Source organism: Erwinia sp. CGal63 (genome assembly GCF_037026505.1).
GTDB lineage: Bacteria > Pseudomonadota > Gammaproteobacteria > Enterobacterales > Enterobacteriaceae > Erwinia.
Map to the genome: position 1 here is coordinate 1,238,539 of NZ_JAKUMN010000001.1, position 16,181 is coordinate 1,254,719.

Annotated in this window: 15 protein-coding genes; 8 read left to right on the forward strand and 7 right to left on the reverse strand. The window is 62.0% G+C overall.

Features of this window, described 5'->3' with window-relative positions:
- Window positions 1-11: 11 nt before the first annotated feature.
- The 6 genes from catC to MKZ79_RS05620 all read left to right on the forward strand — a co-directional run bounded on the left by catC (window position 12) and on the right by MKZ79_RS05620 (window position 6,977).
- On the forward strand, window positions 12-302 hold the full coding sequence (gene catC / locus MKZ79_RS05595; protein ID WP_336140641.1) for a muconolactone Delta-isomerase: 291 nt from the start codon (window positions 12-14) through the stop codon (window positions 300-302).
- Between the two features lie 196 nt (window positions 303-498).
- Window positions 499-1,422 carry an aminoimidazole riboside kinase gene (locus MKZ79_RS05600; RefSeq protein WP_336140642.1) on the forward strand — a complete coding sequence of 308 codons (924 nt, stop codon included), beginning with the start codon at window positions 499-501 and terminating at the stop codon, window positions 1,420-1,422.
- Between the two features lie 101 nt (window positions 1,423-1,523).
- Window positions 1,524-3,143 (forward strand): carbohydrate porin, encoded by a 1,620-nt coding sequence (locus MKZ79_RS05605; protein ID WP_336140643.1) that lies wholly within the window; start codon window positions 1,524-1,526, stop codon window positions 3,141-3,143.
- Between the two features lie 30 nt (window positions 3,144-3,173).
- Window positions 3,174-4,547, forward strand: coding sequence for a sucrose-specific PTS transporter subunit IIBC (locus tag MKZ79_RS05610; protein ID WP_336140644.1), 1,374 nt, complete (start codon window positions 3,174-3,176; stop codon window positions 4,545-4,547).
- The gene (locus tag MKZ79_RS05615) at window positions 4,544-5,944 is read left to right on the forward strand and encodes a sucrose-6-phosphate hydrolase (protein ID WP_336140645.1); all 1,401 of its coding nucleotides are present in this window, start codon (window positions 4,544-4,546) and stop codon (window positions 5,942-5,944) included. Before MKZ79_RS05610 ends, MKZ79_RS05615 begins: the two co-directional genes overlap by 4 nt.
- 28 nt (window positions 5,945-5,972) lie before the next feature.
- Entirely contained in the window at window positions 5,973-6,977 is a 1,005-nt protein-coding gene (locus MKZ79_RS05620) for a substrate-binding domain-containing protein (protein ID WP_336140646.1), read from the forward strand.
- A gap of 2 nt (window positions 6,978-6,979) precedes the next feature.
- On the opposite strand, the gene MKZ79_RS05625 is transcribed toward MKZ79_RS05620, so the two are convergent.
- Complete coding sequence (locus MKZ79_RS05625) at window positions 6,980-7,759, reverse strand: DeoR/GlpR family DNA-binding transcription regulator (protein WP_336140647.1); 780 nt, start codon at window positions 7,757-7,759, stop codon at window positions 6,980-6,982.
- A 99-nt stretch (window positions 7,760-7,858) separates the two neighbouring features.
- Here MKZ79_RS05625 and hisN point away from each other — a divergent pair, with 99 nt between their 5' ends.
- On the forward strand, window positions 7,859-8,650 hold the full coding sequence (hisN, locus tag MKZ79_RS05630) for a histidinol-phosphatase (protein WP_336140648.1): 792 nt from the start codon (window positions 7,859-7,861) through the stop codon (window positions 8,648-8,650).
- A 27-nt stretch (window positions 8,651-8,677) separates the two neighbouring features.
- Window positions 8,678-9,841, forward strand: coding sequence for an MFS transporter (locus MKZ79_RS05635; RefSeq protein WP_336140649.1), 1,164 nt, complete (start codon window positions 8,678-8,680; stop codon window positions 9,839-9,841).
- 51 nt (window positions 9,842-9,892) lie between these two features.
- On the opposite strand, the gene MKZ79_RS05640 is transcribed toward MKZ79_RS05635, so the two are convergent.
- Genes MKZ79_RS05640 through MKZ79_RS05665 form a run of 6 tightly spaced genes read right to left on the reverse strand, consistent with a single transcriptional unit; the run spans window position 9,893 to window position 16,176 of the window.
- Complete coding sequence (locus tag MKZ79_RS05640; RefSeq protein WP_336140650.1) at window positions 9,893-10,543, reverse strand: methionine ABC transporter permease; 651 nt, start codon at window positions 10,541-10,543, stop codon at window positions 9,893-9,895.
- Window positions 10,527-11,600, reverse strand: a complete 1,074-nt coding sequence (locus MKZ79_RS05645) for a methionine ABC transporter ATP-binding protein (protein WP_336140651.1) — start codon at window positions 11,598-11,600, stop codon at window positions 10,527-10,529. The genes MKZ79_RS05640 and MKZ79_RS05645 overlap by 17 nt, the downstream gene beginning before the upstream one ends.
- A complete protein-coding gene (locus MKZ79_RS05650; RefSeq protein ID WP_336140652.1) occupies window positions 11,600-12,394 on the reverse strand; it encodes a MetQ/NlpA family ABC transporter substrate-binding protein in 795 nt (264 codons plus the stop codon). Before MKZ79_RS05650 ends, MKZ79_RS05645 begins: the two co-directional genes overlap by 1 nt.
- Entirely contained in the window at window positions 12,391-13,767 is a 1,377-nt protein-coding gene (locus MKZ79_RS05655) for an LLM class flavin-dependent oxidoreductase (RefSeq protein ID WP_336140653.1), read from the reverse strand. The genes MKZ79_RS05650 and MKZ79_RS05655 overlap by 4 nt, the downstream gene beginning before the upstream one ends.
- Window positions 13,764-14,966 carry an SfnB family sulfur acquisition oxidoreductase gene (locus tag MKZ79_RS05660; protein WP_336140654.1) on the reverse strand — a complete coding sequence of 401 codons (1,203 nt, stop codon included), beginning with the start codon at window positions 14,964-14,966 and terminating at the stop codon, window positions 13,764-13,766. The genes MKZ79_RS05655 and MKZ79_RS05660 overlap by 4 nt, the downstream gene beginning before the upstream one ends.
- Before the next feature lie 10 nt (window positions 14,967-14,976).
- Window positions 14,977-16,176 carry an SfnB family sulfur acquisition oxidoreductase gene (locus MKZ79_RS05665; RefSeq protein ID WP_336140655.1) on the reverse strand — a complete coding sequence of 400 codons (1,200 nt, stop codon included), beginning with the start codon at window positions 16,174-16,176 and terminating at the stop codon, window positions 14,977-14,979.
- Window positions 16,177-16,181: the final 5 nt, after the last annotated feature.

Below are 16,181 nucleotides of genomic sequence, written 5' to 3' on the forward strand. Positions count from 1 at the left end.
CGGAGAGAGCCATGCTGTTTAAAGTAGAAATGACTATCGCCATCCCTGATACGCTGCCGGCAGAGCGCGTCAGTGAGATCAAAGCCCAGGAAAAGGCCTATGCGCAGCAGCTGCAGCAGTCGGGAAAATGGCGTCACGTCTGGCGCGTAGCGGGAGAGTTCAAAAACGTCAGCATCTTTGACGTGGAAAGCAATGAAGAGCTGCACGACCTGCTGACCGGCCTGCCGCTCTACCCGTATATGACGATGTCCATCCAGCCGCTGTGTCGTCATCCCTCTTCCATTCGCGAAGACGACAGCTAGCCGCGTTCGTCGTCAGGGAAGACGACGCCGCTTAGCAACATCGCTTCACAGAGCAACGCTCGCCTTTGTCGGATTCTGCTTTTAAACACTCTTCTTTTCCCCCTTTCATACGCCTCACGCTACCCTTATCGTTTATCAACAGTTGTCATCTTCGCTAAAGCGGTTTAGCTTAATGCTTACTTAAACAGGAGGCGTAATGAACAGAGTCTGGGTTTTGGGCGATGCGGTAGTAGACCTGCTGCCGGAAGAGAATAACCATCTGCAGCAGTGTCCCGGCGGCGCGCCCGCTAACGTCGCGGTTGGCGTAGCGCGTCTGGGCGGCGACAGCGCTTTTATCGGCCGCGTCGGCGGCGATCCCTTCGGCGCCTTTTTGCAGGAAACCCTGCGTACAGAACGCGTCAATACGGATTTCATGCGCCAGCTGCCGGAGCAGCGTACTTCCACCGTCGTGGTCGGCCTTGATAAGCAAGGCGAACGCACCTTTACGTTTATGGTGCGCCCGGCGGCCGATCTCTTCCTGACGCCGGAAGATTTACCCGTTTTCGCTGCCGGCCAGGCCCTGCATTTTTGTTCTATTGCGCTGAGCGCCGAGCCAAGCCGCAGCGCGGCATTCGCCGCCGCCGAGCGCATTCATGCGGCCGGAGGCTGGGTCAGCTTCGATCCTAATCTGCGCGAGGATTTCTGGCAGGATCATGCCGCGATGTGCCACGTTGTCGGACAAGCTTTCGCCGTGGCGGACGTCATTAAACTCTCGCTGGACGAGTTACAGCTGCTGACCGGCATTGAGCAGATCGATACCGCTCTGGCGGCTTTTACCGAAGGCTACAAGCCCGCTCTGCTGCTGGTAACGCTGGGCGAAGAAGGCGTCATCGCCTGGCATCAGGGCGAACAGACCCGCTTCGGCGCTTCGAAAGTAGAGGTGGTGGATACGACCGGCGCGGGCGACGCTTTTGTGGCGGGCTTATTGACTGGCCTGATGCGGGAAGCCGATCCGCTGCGGCCTCGCGATCTGGCGGGCGCGATCGAGCTGGCACAGCGCTGCGGATCGCTGGCGACCACCGCCAAAGGGGCCATGACGGCGCTGCCCACTGCCGCAAAACTGTTAGCCGCTTCACAATAACGAAATTGTAACAGGGAAATCCTTTGTAACCTTTACCGCCCTTCTCTACTCTCTCGATCGAACCGGTTTAGCTAAACGGTAAACCCTCTGGAGAATGGCGGATGACAAAACTAACCCCTCTTGCGCTGGCGGTCACGGCAGCGCTGTTTTTCCCTCAACAAAGCCTGGCCGATACCGATCTCAGCGCCGTAGAAAAGCGCCTGAATCAGCTTGAAGCGCGGCTGCAAAAAGCGGAGCGGCGCGCCGACGAGGCCGAACGCCGCGCCCGACTGGCAGAACAGCGCCTGGCCCAGCAGCAGGCCGCTCCGGCAGCCAGCGAACAGACAACCGCACAGGCGCAATCCTCTGCAGATAACCCGCCTGCCGTGCGTCAGGGTTCCGCGCAGGCGCCTGCCGTCGTCGCCGGGCCTCAGCCGCCGATAACGCCGACGCCAGCCGAACAGCAGCAGGCCGCCGCCGCGAAGCCGAGGGAAAAAACGCTGGCGGACGGCTTCGAATTTCACGCCTATGCGCGTTCCGGCCTGATTATGAACGATTCGGCCTCGTCGACCCAAAGCGGCCCTTACCTGACGCCAGCCGGTGAAACCGGCGGCGCGGTCGGCCGACTGGGCAATGAAAATAACACCTACGTTGAAGTCAATATGGAGCACAAAACCCAGCTGGCGAACGGCGCGACCACGCGCTTTAAGGTGATGCTGGCGGATGGCCAGAGCGACTATAACGACTGGACGGCCGACAGCAGCGATCTCAATATCCGCCAGGCCTTTGTCGAGCTGGGCAGCCTGCCGACCTTTACCGGCGCCTTCGACAACAGCACGCTGTGGGCCGGCAAACGCTTTGACCGCGACAACTTCGATATCCACTGGCTCGATTCTGACGTTGTGTTCCTTGCTGGAACCGGCGGCGGCATCTACGACGTGCGCTGGGCCGATAATCTCAAGAGCAACTTCTCGATTTACGGCCGTAACTTCGGCGATATCGAAACCATTGATAACACCATACAAAACTACATCGCCACCGCTAACACCTTCAGCGGCCCGCTGCAATTTATGCTCAGCGGCCTGCGCGCCAAAGATAACGACGAACGCATCAACAGCGCCGTGCGCAGCGATAACGCGGGCGACAGCGGCGTACACGCGATGCTGGCATGGCACGGCGACAGTTTCTATGGCCTGCGCGACGGCCAGTCAAAAACCGCGCTGCTCTATGGTCACGGCCTGGGCGCGGAAGTGAAAGGCATCGGCTCTGACGGCAACCTTACAGAAAACGCCAACACCTGGCGTCTCGCGTCTTACGGCATGACGCCGCTGAATAAAACCTGGAGCCTGGCCCCGGCCCTGCTCGCGCAGGAGAGCCGGGATCGCTATATCAAAGGCGACAGCTACCGCTGGGTCACCGCCAATGCCCGCCTGCTGCAGGAGATCAATGAGAACTTTATGCTGGCTTATGAGGGCAGTTATCAATACATGGATCTCGATCCCAAAGGCTTTAAGGATCGCCAGAGCGTCAGCGGCGGCTTCTATAAGCTGACCTTCGCGCCCACTTTCAAACCCGGCGATATCGGCGATTTCCTGAGCCGTCCGGAAATCCGCTTCTTTGCCAGCTGGATGGACTGGGATCGTTCGCTGGATCGCTACGCCAGCGACGACGCCTTCGGCACCAGCGGCTTTACCGCCGGTGGCGAATGGAACTTCGGTGTACAGATGGAAACCTGGTTCTGATCCTGAACCGCTAACCAAGAGAATGATGCTATGGATTTTGAACGTATAGCCCGCCAGCTGCTGCCGCTGCTCGGCGGCCGGGAAAATATCGCCTCTGCTGCCCACTGCGCGACCCGCTTAAGGCTGGTGCTGGTGGATGATGACAAGGCGGATAAAAAAGCGATTGGCGAACTGGAAGGGGTGAAAGGCTGTTTCCAGAATGCCGGTCAGATGCAGGTGATTTTCGGCAGCGGCATCGTTAACAAGGTGCACGCCGCCTTTATTCAGGCTGCAGGGATCGGCGAATCCAGCAAGAGCGAGGCGGCTTCCGCTGCCGCTCGCAAGCTGAATCCGGCGCAGCGCATCGCCAGGCTGCTCTCCAATATCTTTGTGCCGATTATTCCCGCCATCGTCGCCTCCGGCGTGCTGATGGGCCTGCTGGGCATGATGAAAACTTACGGCTGGGTCGATGCGGGCAGCGCGCTGTTTGTGATGCTGGATATGTTCAGCTCCGCCGCCTTTATTATTCTGCCGATCCTGATCGGTTTTACCGCCGCGCGCGAGTTTGGCGGCAATCCCTATCTGGGCGCAACGCTGGGCGGTATTCTGACCCACCCGGCTTTGACCAACGCCTGGGGCGTGGCGGGCGGCGTGCAGACCATGAACTTTTTCGGTCTGGATATTGCGATGGTCGGCTACCAGGGCACGGTTTTCCCGGTGCTGCTCGCGGTCTGGTTTATGAGCCTGCTGGAAAAGAGGCTGCGTAAAATCATCCCGAACGCGCTGGATATCATTCTGACGCCGTTTCTGACGGTTATTATTTCCGGCTTTGTGGCGATGCTGATTATCGGCCCAGCGGGCCGCGCGCTGGGCGACGGCATCTCGCTGGTGCTGAGCACGCTGATCGCTCATGCGGGCTGGCTGGCCGGGCTGCTGTTTGGCGGGCTTTACTCGGTGATCGTTATCTCCGGCGTGCATCACAGCTTTCACGCCATCGAAGCGGGCCTGCTGGGCAATCCCCATATTGGCGTCAATTTTCTGCTGCCGATCTGGTCAATGGCCAACGTCGCCCAGGCAGGCGCCTGCCTGGCGGTCTGGTTTAAAACGCGAGACGTGAAGATCCGCAGCATCGTGCTGCCTTCCGCGCTTTCCGGCCTGCTGGGCATCACCGAGGCGGCCATCTTCGGCGTCAATCTCCGCTTTATGAAGCCTTTTATCGCCGGGATTGTCGGCGGCGCCATCGGCGGCGCTTTCGTGGTGCTGATGAAGGTAGGCATGACCGCAGTAGGCCTGACCGCGCTGCCGGGCATGGCGATTGTGCAGGCCAGCTCGCTGCTCTCCTATATTATCGGGATGGCGCTGGCCTTCGGCTCCGCTTTTCTCCTTTCACTGCTGCTGAAATATAAAGTCGGGGAACAGGTATGAACGAAGCACAGCTGATCAACCGCGCGCTGCAGGCGGTGATGAACAGATATAGCGGCGAAGATCCTCATCGTCCCGCCTGGCATCTTTCGCCCCAGACCGGGCTGATGAACGATCCCAACGGCCTGATTCAGTTTCAGGGCGAATGGCATCTGTTTTACCAGTGGAATCCGCTGGCCTGCGCGCACGGTGCGAAATACTGGGGACACTGGCGCTCGACGGATCTGCTCGACTGGCGGCATGAGCCGCTCGCGCTGGTGCCGTCCGAAGAGTATGAAAGCCACGGCTGCTATTCCGGTTCGGCCGTCGATGACGAGGGCAAATTAACGCTGCTCTATACCGGCAATGTTAAATACGCGCAGGGCCGCACCGCATGGCAATGTCTGGCAACGGTCGACGAGCGTGGCGAAGTGACCAAACAAGGCCCGGTGGTCAGCCTGCCTCAGGGCTATACCGGCCACGTGCGCGATCCCAAAGTCTGGCGGCATCAGGATAGCTGGTACATGGTGCTGGGCGCGCAAAATCTTAACGAACAGGGCAAAGTCCTGCTTTATCGCGGCGATTCGCTGCAGGAATGGCAGCTACTGGGCGAAATAGCCGGTTCGCAGCTTAATGGCCTGGGCGAGTTTGGCTATATGTGGGAATGCCCGGATCTCTTTGCGCTGGGCGATCGCGACGTGCTGATAGTTTGCCCGCAGGGCCTGCCGGCGCAGGAGCGTAAATGGTTGAACACCCATCAGAGCGGCTATTTTATCGGCGACCTCGACTATCAGGCGGCCCGTTTTCCCCACGGCGAATTCCATGAGCTGGATCACGGCTTTGAGTTTTACGCGCCGCAGACCACCCTAAGCGACGACGGACGCCGCATCCTCTTTGGCTGGATGGGCGTGCCGGATAAGGATGAGTTTTTGCAGCCGACGATTGCTCAGGGCTGGATCCATACCCTCACCTGTCCACGCGAGCTGACGCTGGAGCAGGGAAAGCTGCGGCAGCGGCCGGCGCGGGAACTGCAACAGCTGCGTCAGCATCCTGAGCAATATCAGGGCGCGGCTTCTTCCCTGCCCGTGTTGTCCGTCGGGCAGGCGGAGCTGGCGCTCCATGCCACAGGCTGCTGGTCGGTTTGTTTCGGCGAGACGCTGACGCTGAGCGGCGATGAAACCGGCCTGACGTTAACTCGCCCTTCTCTGCGCAGCGGCGAGCCGGAGCATCGTTACTGGTCGGGTTCGGTTTCGCATCTGCGCATCCTCTGCGATCGCTCCAGCATTGAGATTTTTATCAATGACGGCGAAGGCGTGATGTCCGCGCGCTATTTCCCGCAGGCCGAGCCGATGGCGGTCTGGCAGGGCGAAGCCAGGCTGAGTCTCGACTACTGGCAACTGCGGCCGTGCATGGTAGTATGATGCGCTTAGCCCACTACCTTAAAAGCCCGTGAATAAGCCGAAACGCGTCACCATTAACGATATCGCCAGCATGGCTGGCGTTTCCAAATCTACCGCCAGCCTGGTGCTGAACGGGCGCGGCAAAGAGCTGCGCGTAGCCGAAGCTACCCGCCAGCGCGTGATGGAGATTGCGCGGATGGCGCACTATCAGCCCAGCATCCACGCGCGGGCGCTGAATGCTACGCGCAGCCATACTATCGGGCTGGTGGTGCCGGAGATGACTAACCACGGCTTTGCGACTTTTTCTCACGCGCTGGAGACGCTGTGCCGCGACGCCGGTTTGCAGCTGCTGATCGCCTGTACCGACGAAAACAGCAGTCAGGAGACGCTGGCGGTTAATAACCTGATCCAGCGCCAGGTCGACGGCCTGATCGTCGCCTCCAGCCAGCTTAACGACAGCGAGTATCAGCAGCTCAGCCGCCAGCTGCCGGTGCTGTTGTTCGACCGCCATCTGGGCGAATCGACGCTGCCGCTGGTGATTTCGGAATCGACAGATTCCACGGCGGAGCTGGTGGCGCCGATAGCCAGCGAAGTCGCAGAGTTCTATTTCTTTGGCGGCCAGCCACGCATCTCGCCGACGCGCGATCGCCTGACGGGCTTTCGCAAAGGACTGGAACGCGCGGGTCTGGAGGTAAAACCGGAGTGGATCGTGCACGGCCACTACAATGCCAGTTCGGGCTACGAGATGTTTGCCGAGCTGGTGATGCGCCTGGGCCGCGTGCCGCAGGCGCTCTACTGCGCCGCCTGTGGTTTGCAGGAAGGCGTGCTGCGCTACCTCAGCCAGCATAACTTGCTGTCGGAAGCGATGCGGCTGTGCAGCTTCGACGACCATTACCTTTACGACGCGCTGTCGGTAAAAATCGATACCGTGATGCAGGACAATCGCCAGCTGGCCTGGCACTGTTTCGAAACGCTCACCGGGCTGATTGACGGCAAAGTCACGGAGGCGCCGCAAATCTACCTGCCCGCGCTGGTAAAAAGGCGCGCTAAGTAGGCTCAGGCGGAGTCGGGATGCGTCAGCCGGAGATGTTTTTCCCGAAATGCCGCCAGCAGCTCCGCCGACAGGGTCTTCTCCACCACCAGCTGGGTAAGCTCCTCGCAGGCTGCCACGGTATAACGTGCCACGCCGGGGATTTTTTCTCTGGTCATCGCCACGATGATCTCGTCGCTGCGGCTTATTAAGGCTTTTTTAAACTCCACGTCCTCGTAATCAAAGCCGGTCAAGCCCGCTTCGCTGTCCAGCGCACAGCCGCCAAGAAAAAGCTGATCGAAGCGGATATCGCGGATCTGCGAAAAAGCGGTGATGCCCAGACTGCCGCCCGATGATTTATGCAGCCGGCCACCGATCATAATCACCTCGCAGCGCGGCAGCCGCATCAGCTCGGCAGCAATCACGGGCGAATGCGTTACCGCCGTCAGCGCCGTTTCCCTGGACAGCGCGCTGGCGAAGGCCAGATTAGTGGAGCCGGCATCAATAAAGATGACGCTCTCCGCTTTGACCAGATGGGCGCAGGCCAGCCCCAGCCGCGCTTTCTCCTCGCTGTTTTGCGCGGTGCGGGCCAGTAAATCGCCCTGAGAAACCAGCACGCTAACCGCGCCGCCGTAAACTTTTTTGCAGACGCCTTCGCGCGCCAGCTCCTGCAGATCCCGCCGCACGGTATGTTCGGATACGCCCAGCTCTGCCGCCAGAACAGCGCAGATCACTCTGCCCTTAAGCTGTAGCTGCTGGCGGATAAAAGCCTGACGCTGCTGCGGAAAAGCTGCATAATCGAGCATGAATTACCTTAAATTATCTTGAAATGTACAATACAGAGCATACACTATCAGCAGATTAACGGTTGTCAACTTTCGTCCCTGCGCTAAGGAACCAATCTGATGAATCATCCCGAACTCGCTTTTCTGCATCAGCTGGCTGACGTCGCCGACCAGCAAACGCTGCCGCGCTTTCGTAGCGACGAGGATCTGGCCATTGGCAGCAAGCCAAAAGAGGGTTTTCGTTTCGATCCGGTCACTCAGGCCGATCGAGAGGCGGAAAAAGCGATGCGGGCGCTAATCGATCGGGACTATCCCGACCACGCAATAATGGGCGAGGAATATGGCATTAAGCCCGGCACGGGCGGCAACGCCTTTCGCTGGGTGCTGGACCCCGTTGACGGTACGCGTCCTTTTCTCTGCGGCCTGCCGGTTTGGGGCACGCTGATCGGCCTGCTGCATCACGATCGCGCGGTAATGGGTATGATGAGTCAGCCGTTCACCGGCGAGCGTTTTTATGCCGACGGCTCGCAGGCCTGGGCGGAAGGCGCTTACGGCAAGGTGCGCCTGCAAACCCGCCAGGCTATCCCGCTGGAACAGGCTATTCTGCATACCACCTCGCCGGAATCTCTGCGGCAAACGTCGCTGAATTTCGCCGCGCTGGGCGAGGCCGTGCTAATGACGCGCTACGGCGGCGAATGCTACGCGATGGCGATGCTGGCCGCCGGGAAAATCGATATTTGCGTGGAGTTCGCCCTGCAGCCCTACGATATCGTGGCGCTAATCCCGCTGATTGAGCAGGCTGGCGGCGTCGTGACCACGCCGGATGGCGGTCGCGCGGAAGCGGGCGGCGCGGTCATCGCCAGCGGCTGCCCTCACCTGCACCAGCAAATTTTGTCTATCTTAAACTCATAATTCATCGCTACCGGAGTCTACCTGCCCATGCCCGATCACGCCGAAACGCTGCAACAAACGGCCACAGAAACGCCTGCCAGACGCGAACAGCACGCCACGCGGGCGATGTTTTTCGTCGCGGGTTTCGCCACCGCTGGCTGGTCAGCGCTGGTGCCTTTCGCCAAAATGAACACCGGCGTCAACGACGGCACGCTGGGCATGCTGCTGCTCTGCCTGGGCGTCGGCGCGCTGGTGGCGATGCCGCTGACCGGCCATCTCACCACGCGCTTCGGCTGCCGCGCAGTCATGACTGTCGCCACGCTCGCCTTCTGTCTGATGCTGCCGTTGCTCTCGGTGATCCCGAGCCCTGTGCTGCTGGCGCTGGCGCTGCTGATCTTCGGCATGGGCGTCGGCACCACCGACTGCGCGATGAACGTGCAGGCGATCCTGGTGGAGAAAGCCGCGCCTAAGCCGATGATGTCCGGCTTTCACGGCTTCTACAGCCTGGGCGGCATCGCGGGCGCGGGTGCGGTCAGCGGTATGATGGCGGGCGGCCTGTCGCCCTTCGCCGCCAGCCTGGTTGCCGCCGTGTTTTCGCTGCTGCTGCTGATCTACAGCTATCGCGGCCTGCTGCCCTGGGCCAACCCGCCGGAAGGCCCGGCCTTCGCCCTGCCGCACGGCGCAGTGCTGACCATCGGCGCCATCTGTTTCGCCTCCTTTCTGGCGGAAGGCACGGTGCTGGACTGGAGCGCGGTGTTCCTGACTGAGCATCGCGCCATGCCGGAAACCCTGGGCGGTTTGGGCTTTGCCTGTTTCGCTACGGCTATGACCATCGGCAGGCTGACCGGCGACCGCATCGTGGCGCGCTTTGGCCGTGAAAAAGTGGTGATCCTGGGCGCGTTGACCGCCGCCGCAGGCCTGGCGCTGCCGGTGATTATTCCTTCCTGGCACGTGGCGCTGGCGGGCTATCTGCTGATCGGTATCGGCTGCGCCAATATCGTGCCGGTGATGTTTACCGCCATCGGCAGGCAAACCAGCATGCCGCAGGCCGCCGCCGTTCCTGCCGTCACCACGCTGGGCTATATCGGCGTGCTGGCCGGGCCAGCCAGCATCGGCTTTGTCGCCCATCTCAGCTCGCTGCCGCTGGCCTTTATTATGGTCACGGCGCTCATGCTGGCGGTGGTCGCGCTTTCCCGTAAGGTAAAAATGTAGCGCCGATCCGCCGCTGGCGAGATTAATCGCCCGCGGCGTTATCGCTTGCTTTTAACGGCGATTCAGCCTTCGCGAGAGGCGATCGCCGAAAAATTGCAGCAGCGTCACCAGCGCCACCAGTACGACTATCACCGTCAGCATCACCTGAGTATCAAACCGCTGATAGCCGTAGCGATAGGCCAGATCCCCCAGCCCGCCCGCGCCGATAGCGCCCGCCATCGCCGAGGCGTTAATCATCGTTACCAGCGTAATGGTAAAGCCGCTAACGATGCCCGGCCGGGCCTCCGGCAGCAGCACGTGCCAGACGATATGCCAGCGGTGGAAGCCCATCGCCTGCGCCGCCTCCACCAGCCCTTTATCCACCTCGCGCAGGCTGACCTCCGCGATGCGGGCAAAAAACGGCGTCGCCGCCAGCGTCAACGGCACCACGGCGGCCCAGACGCCGTAGCTGGTACCGACGATCAGCCGGGTAAACGGAATGAGCGCCACCATCAGGATCAGAAAAGGCACCGAGCGAAACAGGTTAACCAGCCAGCCCAGCAGACGATTCAGCAACGGGCTGGCGAACAGGCTTTTGCGATCGGTAATCACCAGCACTATTGCCAGCGGCAGCCCCAGCAGCAGCGCCGCCAGCGACGAAATGCCGACCATGGTCAGCGTTTCCTGCACGCCCTGCCACAGGCGCTCAATTTGCAGCGACATAGCCCAGCACCTCCACGCGATCGGCCAGCTGCGCCGGGATAGTCTCTGCGCGGAATGCGCCGCGCCCGGCCGCCGTCAGCAGCAGCAGGCGCCCGATTTGCCGCCCCTGAATCCACTCAAGCGCGCTCTCCAGCAGCAGCAGATCTTCACCCAGCAGCGCGCTCAGCCTCGCCAGCTGTGGCGTTGCGCCCTGGCCGCTGTAGCGCAGGCGGAGCAGCGTGCGACACAGGCCGGAAAGCGGCCGCTCGCTCAGCTTTCCGGGCAGCACGGCCGTTTCTCCGGCGGGAGCGAGCAGCTGGCGCGTGGTGGCGTGCTGCGGATCGCCATAGACTTGCCACACCGGCCCCTGCTCCACGATTTCGCCGCGATCCAGCACTGCTACCTGATGGCAGAGGTCGTGGATCACTTCCATCTCATGCGTAATCAGCACTATGGTGATCCCCTTGCGCTGGTTAATATCCCGCAGCAGCGCCAGCACCGAGCGGGTCGTTTCCGGGTCGAGCGCCGAGGTCGCCTCGTCGCACAGCAGCAGCTCAGGATCGTGCACCAGCGCGCGGGCGATGCCGACGCGCTGCTTTTGTCCGCCGGAGAGCTGCGCCGGATAGACCTCCGCCTTGTCGCTCAGGCCCACCAGCGCCAGCAGCTCCTCCGCCTTTTGCCGCCGTGCCGCTTTGGACACGCCCGCCACGCGCATCGGCAGCTCGACGTTTTCGCGCACCGTTTTCGCCGACATCAGATTAAAGTGCTGGAAAATCATGCCGGTGCCACGCCGCCACTGCACCAGTTCGCGCGCCGTCAGCTCGCCAATCGCCACGCCGTTGATGGTGATGCGCCCCGCGCTGGGTTCTTCCAGCCGGTTCAGGCAGCGGATCAGCGAGGATTTTCCCGCGCCGCTGCGCCCAATCACGCCGAAGATCGCGCCGCGTTCAATCTCAAGCGTCACCTCGCGCAGCGCATCGCCCGGCTGGCCCGGATAGCGTTTGCTCAGCGCCTCGATCTGAATATGCGGATCGGCGGGCTGAGGTTCCGGCAGCGTCGGCCAGTTCAGCATCGCCATCACTGCGTCCAGCCTGGCTGATAAAGCTTGCCGTAAAATTGATCCAGGCTGGCGCGCACCGCAGGCGAATGCTGATAGATAGCGACAAATTTCTTTAGCCGCGGATCGGCCTGATGCCCGTCGCGAATGACAAACTGAATGACATATTCCGGATGCTCAAGACCGTCGAACAGCAGCGCGTTATTGGGATCGATAACGCCCGATGCGCGCAGATAGTGCGGATAGCCCTGCGCCAGGTCGACTTCTTCCAGCGAGCGCGCCAGCTGCACAGCTTCTACCTCGATGATTTTCAGGTGTTTCGGGTTAGCCGTAATATCATCCACCGTGGACTTCAGGCCCGCGCCGGGCTTCAGCGTTATCAGCTTCGCCTTTTGCAGCAGCAGCAGGCCGCGCCCGCCGTTGATCGGATCGTTGGCGATCGCCACCGTGCCGCCGTCCGGGATCTGCGCCAGGCTGGCGTGCTTCAGCGAATAGAGGCCGACATTATTGATAATGGCGGGCGCGTACTTCACCAGGTGAAAGCCGCCCTGCTGGTTAGCGTTGTCGAGAAAAGGCTGATGCTGGAACAGATTGACGTCGATATCGCCGTTTTCCAGACTGACATTGGGCGCAGTCCAGTCGCTAAACTCCACCAGCTCTACCGCCAGCCCCTGTTTTTTCGCTTCCGCCACGGCAGTTTCCAGCGGCGGCGCAAAGGCTGAAGTGGTGCCCACCTTCAGCGGGCCGCTGTAGTCGGCCGCCGTGGCGGTTAATGCGGTCATGCCGAACAACGCGGCCAGAATCAGTGTCTTCATAAATTATCCTTAAGGTCAGAGGATGCGCCCACGCGCCAGCGCGCCGCCGGATGACGCGGCGACAGTCGGGCGTGGCCGAACAGTTTCTGGCGAAGCGGGCCAGGCTGATAGGCCGTTTTATAGCGGCCGCGCTGCTGCAGCTCCGGCACCACCAGATCGATAAAGTCGCTATAGCTTTGCGGATTCAGGATGCGGGTAAGATTGAAGCCGTCGATGCCCGCCTCGTCCACCCAGCGAATCAGCTCATCCGCCACCTGGGACGGGCTGCCGATAATTACCGCATAGCGACCGCCCAGCGCGTGCTGCTCCAGGAGCTGGCGCCGCGTCCAGCCCGCATACGCTTTGCTGACCGATTCGATGGCGCGAGTCGGGCCGCCGCCGATCGGCTCGTCCAGGCCGAACTGCGCCAGATCGACGCCGATCGAACTCGAAAAATGGGCGATGCCCGCTTCAGGACTGGCGTAGCGCAGATAGTCACGATATTTCTCCTGCGCCTCCTGCTCCGTCGGCGCGACGATGACCGAAATGCCCATAAATATCTTCAGATCGTCCACTGCCCGACCCGCCTCAATGGCCGCCAGCCGCAGCCGATCCGACTGCGCCCGCATCGCCTGCGGCGTGCTGCCGTTGACGAAGGTGCACTCCGCGTGACGGGCCGCAAAGCGCAAGCCGCGATCGGAGCTGCCCGCCTGAAACAGCAGCGGCGTGCGCTGGGGCGAAGGCTGCGACAGATGGTAGCCGTCCAGCTGATAGAATTCGCCGCGATGGCGGATCGGGTGAATGCGCGCCGCGTCCGCATAAATGCGCCGCTCGCGGTCGGCCAGCACCGCCTGCTCTTCCCAGCTCCCTTCCCACAGCTGATAGCTGACGTCGAGAAACTCGTCCGCCTGGTCGTAGCGGCGATCGTGGCCGCCCAGCTCGCGCTGGCCCATCGCTCTGGCGGCGCTGTCGAGATAGCCGGTGACGATATTCCAGCCGAGGCGGCCTTTAGTCAGATGATCCAGCGTGGAGAAGCGGCGCGCGAAAGCGTAAGGCGTCTCGTAGCTGAGGTTGGCGGTCACGCCGAAGCCAAGGTGTTCCGTGACGCTGGCCATCCCCGACACCAGCATCAGCGGATCGTTGACCGGCAGCTGGATAGCCTCGCTGGCAGTCAGCGCGATACCCTGCCGATAGACGTCGTAAACGCCGAGAATATCGGCGATAAACAGCCCGTCGAACAGCCCTTTTTCCAGCGTTTTCGCCAGTTCCAGCCAGTAGCTCAGGTCGTTGAACTCGGTAGAACGATCGGCAGGATGCGTCCACATGCCGTGATGAATATGGCCGACGCAGTTCATATTGAAAGCGTTCAGCAGGATCTCTTTTGCGGCGCTCATAGCGTGCCTCTGCGCGGCGGTAGCGTGCCGTTTAGCACGTAATCGCCGATAATCGGGTATTTCCAGCGCACCGGATCGTGCAGCGTATGGGTGCGCGCGTTGCGCCAGTGGCGGTCAAGGTTGTGTTCGCTCAGGGCTGCGCGGGTGCCGGAAAGCTCAAACAGCAGGTTAGCGGCCGCCAGCGAGCTTTCGGTGGTCCAGCCCCGGGCGGCGGCAACCTGAATGGACGCTTCGGCGACGCTCTGCGCATCGGGCTGCCGCTGCGCCATGTCCACCGCCTCGCTCGCCGCTTCCAGCAGCGCGTCGCCCGCTTCCAGACGCACGGCCATCTGCCCAACGCGATCGATCAGCAGCGGATCTTCATGAGCGTTCTCCACGCCGGAGTCGGGCCAGGGCCTGGCCAGCCGCTTGATAAAATCGAGCATGTCGCCAAACGCCGCGCGCGCAATGCCCTGATCGATAGCGGCGTGCATGATCTGCGCGAAAGGCCCGACGGCGGTCGGCCGCTCAAAGGCGCTCTGGAAGGCAACGATATCCTCTTCCTGTACCGCGACCTCCTCGAATATCACCGTGCCGCTGCCGGTGGTGCGCTGGCCAAAGCCCGACCAGTCGTCGATAACCGTCACGCCAGGCTGATGGCGCGGCACGAATACCAGCTGCTCTTTGCCTTCGGCGTCGCGGGCGGCGGTGGGAATGCGGTCGGCATAGAGCGCGCCGGTGGCGTAAAATTTCCTGCCGTTCAGCCGCCAGCCCTGTTTATCGGGCAAAACGGTGGTGTTGCGCTGATGGGCGGCCTGCGAGCCGAACTCCGCCAGCGCGTTGCCCAGATGGACGCCGCTCAGCGCTTCCCGATACAGGCGCTGCTGCTGGGGTTCCGAGCCGTTAACGCGCAGCACCTCCAGCGCGTAAAAGTGATTTTGCGGCACCTGGCCGAGAGCCGCGTCCGCCTCGCTGAGAATAGCGATGACCTGCGTCAGCGCCCACGTCGACAGTCCGGCGCCGCCAAAGCGGGCGGGCACGGTCATCGCGCCCAGGCCGGAGGCGAACAGCATGGCAAGCTCCGCATGCGGCAGCTCGCGGTCACGGTCTCGTCGTGAGGCATACTGGCGAAAGCCTGCGGCCAGCTCGCGGGCGACGGCCAGCGCCTGCGCCTCGGAAGCGATAAAAGCGGCGGGCCGTTTTGGGTGTACCTGACTCATTCTCTGTTCCTTAAATCCAGGCATGCCGCGCCGGAAAAACGGCGTTCAGGGCGTAGTTGCCGATGGCGTGATATTTCCAGCGCACCGGATCGTGCAGCGTATGGGTGCGGGCGTTGCGCCAGTGGCGATCGAGATTGTGCTCGCCCAGCGTGGCGCGGCTGCCGCCCCACTCCAGCAGCTTTTCGCTCACCTTCAGCGCCGCTTCCGTGGTCAGCGCTTTCGCTTTCGCCACCGCGATAGAGGCGCGCGCGGCGGCCTCGGCATCCAGCGGCCGGGACGCTGTGTCGTCCAGCGTACTGGCGGCGCGGCGCAGCAGCGCTTCCGCCGCCGTCAGCTCTGTCCAGACACGTCCCACATCCGCCAGCAGCTGCGCGTCTTCGGCATTGCGCGCCACGCCAGCGTCGATCCACGGACGGGAATGGTCGCGGATAAAGCCGCAGGCCTGCTCAAATGCGCCCCGGGCGATTCCGGCGTCAATTGCGGCCTGAAGCAGCTGCGATACCGGGCCGCGCAGCGAAGGTTTGTTCGCTGAAGGCAGCGGCACCACCAGTGCGGGATCGACGGGCACTTTGGTTAAGCGCACCGTGCCGCTGGCCGTGGTGCGCTGGCCCATTCCCGACCAGTCGTCGACAATCGTCAGGCCGGACGCCTCGCGCGGCATGAAGGCCATCACCGCTTCGCCGCGATCGTTGAGCGCGGTGGTGACCACAATGTCGGCGAAAAGCGCGCCGGTGGAGTAGAACTTCTCACCGGTTAACCGTAGCCCGTCCGGCTGTTGCGTCAGACGAGCCTGCACGTCGCGAGTGTGGCGCGTGTTTTTTTCCGGGCCGCCGTTACCCAGCCGCTGGCCCGCCACAATCAGCGGAAACAGCGCCCGATGCTGCGCGGGCGTGCCCTCTTCGCGCAGAAACTGGATTAGCCCAAAATGGTTCTGCGGAATCTGCCCCAGCGAGGGATCGGCCGCCGAGATCAGGCGGAATACCTCCGCCACGGTGCGGTAAGGCAGACCGCCGCCGCCGTACTCTTTTGGCACGGAGAGGCTTCCCAGGCCGCTGCGGCTGAACAGCGAGAGCGCCTCTAAGGGATAAATCCGCTCGCTATCGCGCCAGGCGGCATCGGTTATCGCCAGTTCGGCTAAGCGTTTCGCCGCCGCTATCGCCTGCCGCTCGTCGATGATGACTTCCGCGCCGTCGCTGCCGGAAACGTTCATATTTC

Excerpts from the sequence above, each read along its gene's own strand:
- catC (WP_336140641.1), top strand. The coding sequence starts at position 12 with ATGCTGTTTAAAGTAGAAATGACTATCGCCATCCCTGATACGCTGCCG.
- MKZ79_RS05600 (WP_336140642.1), top strand. The coding sequence starts at position 499 with ATGAACAGAGTCTGGGTTTTGGGCGATGCGGTAGTAGACCTGCTGCCG.
- MKZ79_RS05605 (WP_336140643.1), top strand. The coding sequence starts at position 1,524 with ATGACAAAACTAACCCCTCTTGCGCTGGCGGTCACGGCAGCGCTGTTT.
- MKZ79_RS05610 (WP_336140644.1), top strand. The coding sequence starts at position 3,174 with ATGGATTTTGAACGTATAGCCCGCCAGCTGCTGCCGCTGCTCGGCGGC.
- MKZ79_RS05615 (WP_336140645.1), top strand. The coding sequence starts at position 4,544 with ATGAACGAAGCACAGCTGATCAACCGCGCGCTGCAGGCGGTGATGAAC.
- MKZ79_RS05625 (WP_336140647.1), bottom strand. The coding sequence starts at position 7,759 with ATGCTCGATTATGCAGCTTTTCCGCAGCAGCGTCAGGCTTTTATCCGC.
- hisN (WP_336140648.1), top strand. The coding sequence starts at position 7,859 with ATGAATCATCCCGAACTCGCTTTTCTGCATCAGCTGGCTGACGTCGCC.
- MKZ79_RS05635 (WP_336140649.1), top strand. The coding sequence starts at position 8,678 with ATGCCCGATCACGCCGAAACGCTGCAACAAACGGCCACAGAAACGCCT.
- MKZ79_RS05640 (WP_336140650.1), bottom strand. The coding sequence starts at position 10,543 with ATGTCGCTGCAAATTGAGCGCCTGTGGCAGGGCGTGCAGGAAACGCTG.
- MKZ79_RS05645 (WP_336140651.1), bottom strand. The coding sequence starts at position 11,600 with ATGGCGATGCTGAACTGGCCGACGCTGCCGGAACCTCAGCCCGCCGAT.
- MKZ79_RS05650 (WP_336140652.1), bottom strand. The coding sequence starts at position 12,394 with ATGAAGACACTGATTCTGGCCGCGTTGTTCGGCATGACCGCATTAACC.
- MKZ79_RS05655 (WP_336140653.1), bottom strand. The coding sequence starts at position 13,767 with ATGAGCGCCGCAAAAGAGATCCTGCTGAACGCTTTCAATATGAACTGC.
- MKZ79_RS05660 (WP_336140654.1), bottom strand. The coding sequence starts at position 14,966 with ATGAGTCAGGTACACCCAAAACGGCCCGCCGCTTTTATCGCTTCCGAG.
- MKZ79_RS05665 (WP_336140655.1), bottom strand. The coding sequence starts at position 16,176 with ATGAACGTTTCCGGCAGCGACGGCGCGGAAGTCATCATCGACGAGCGG.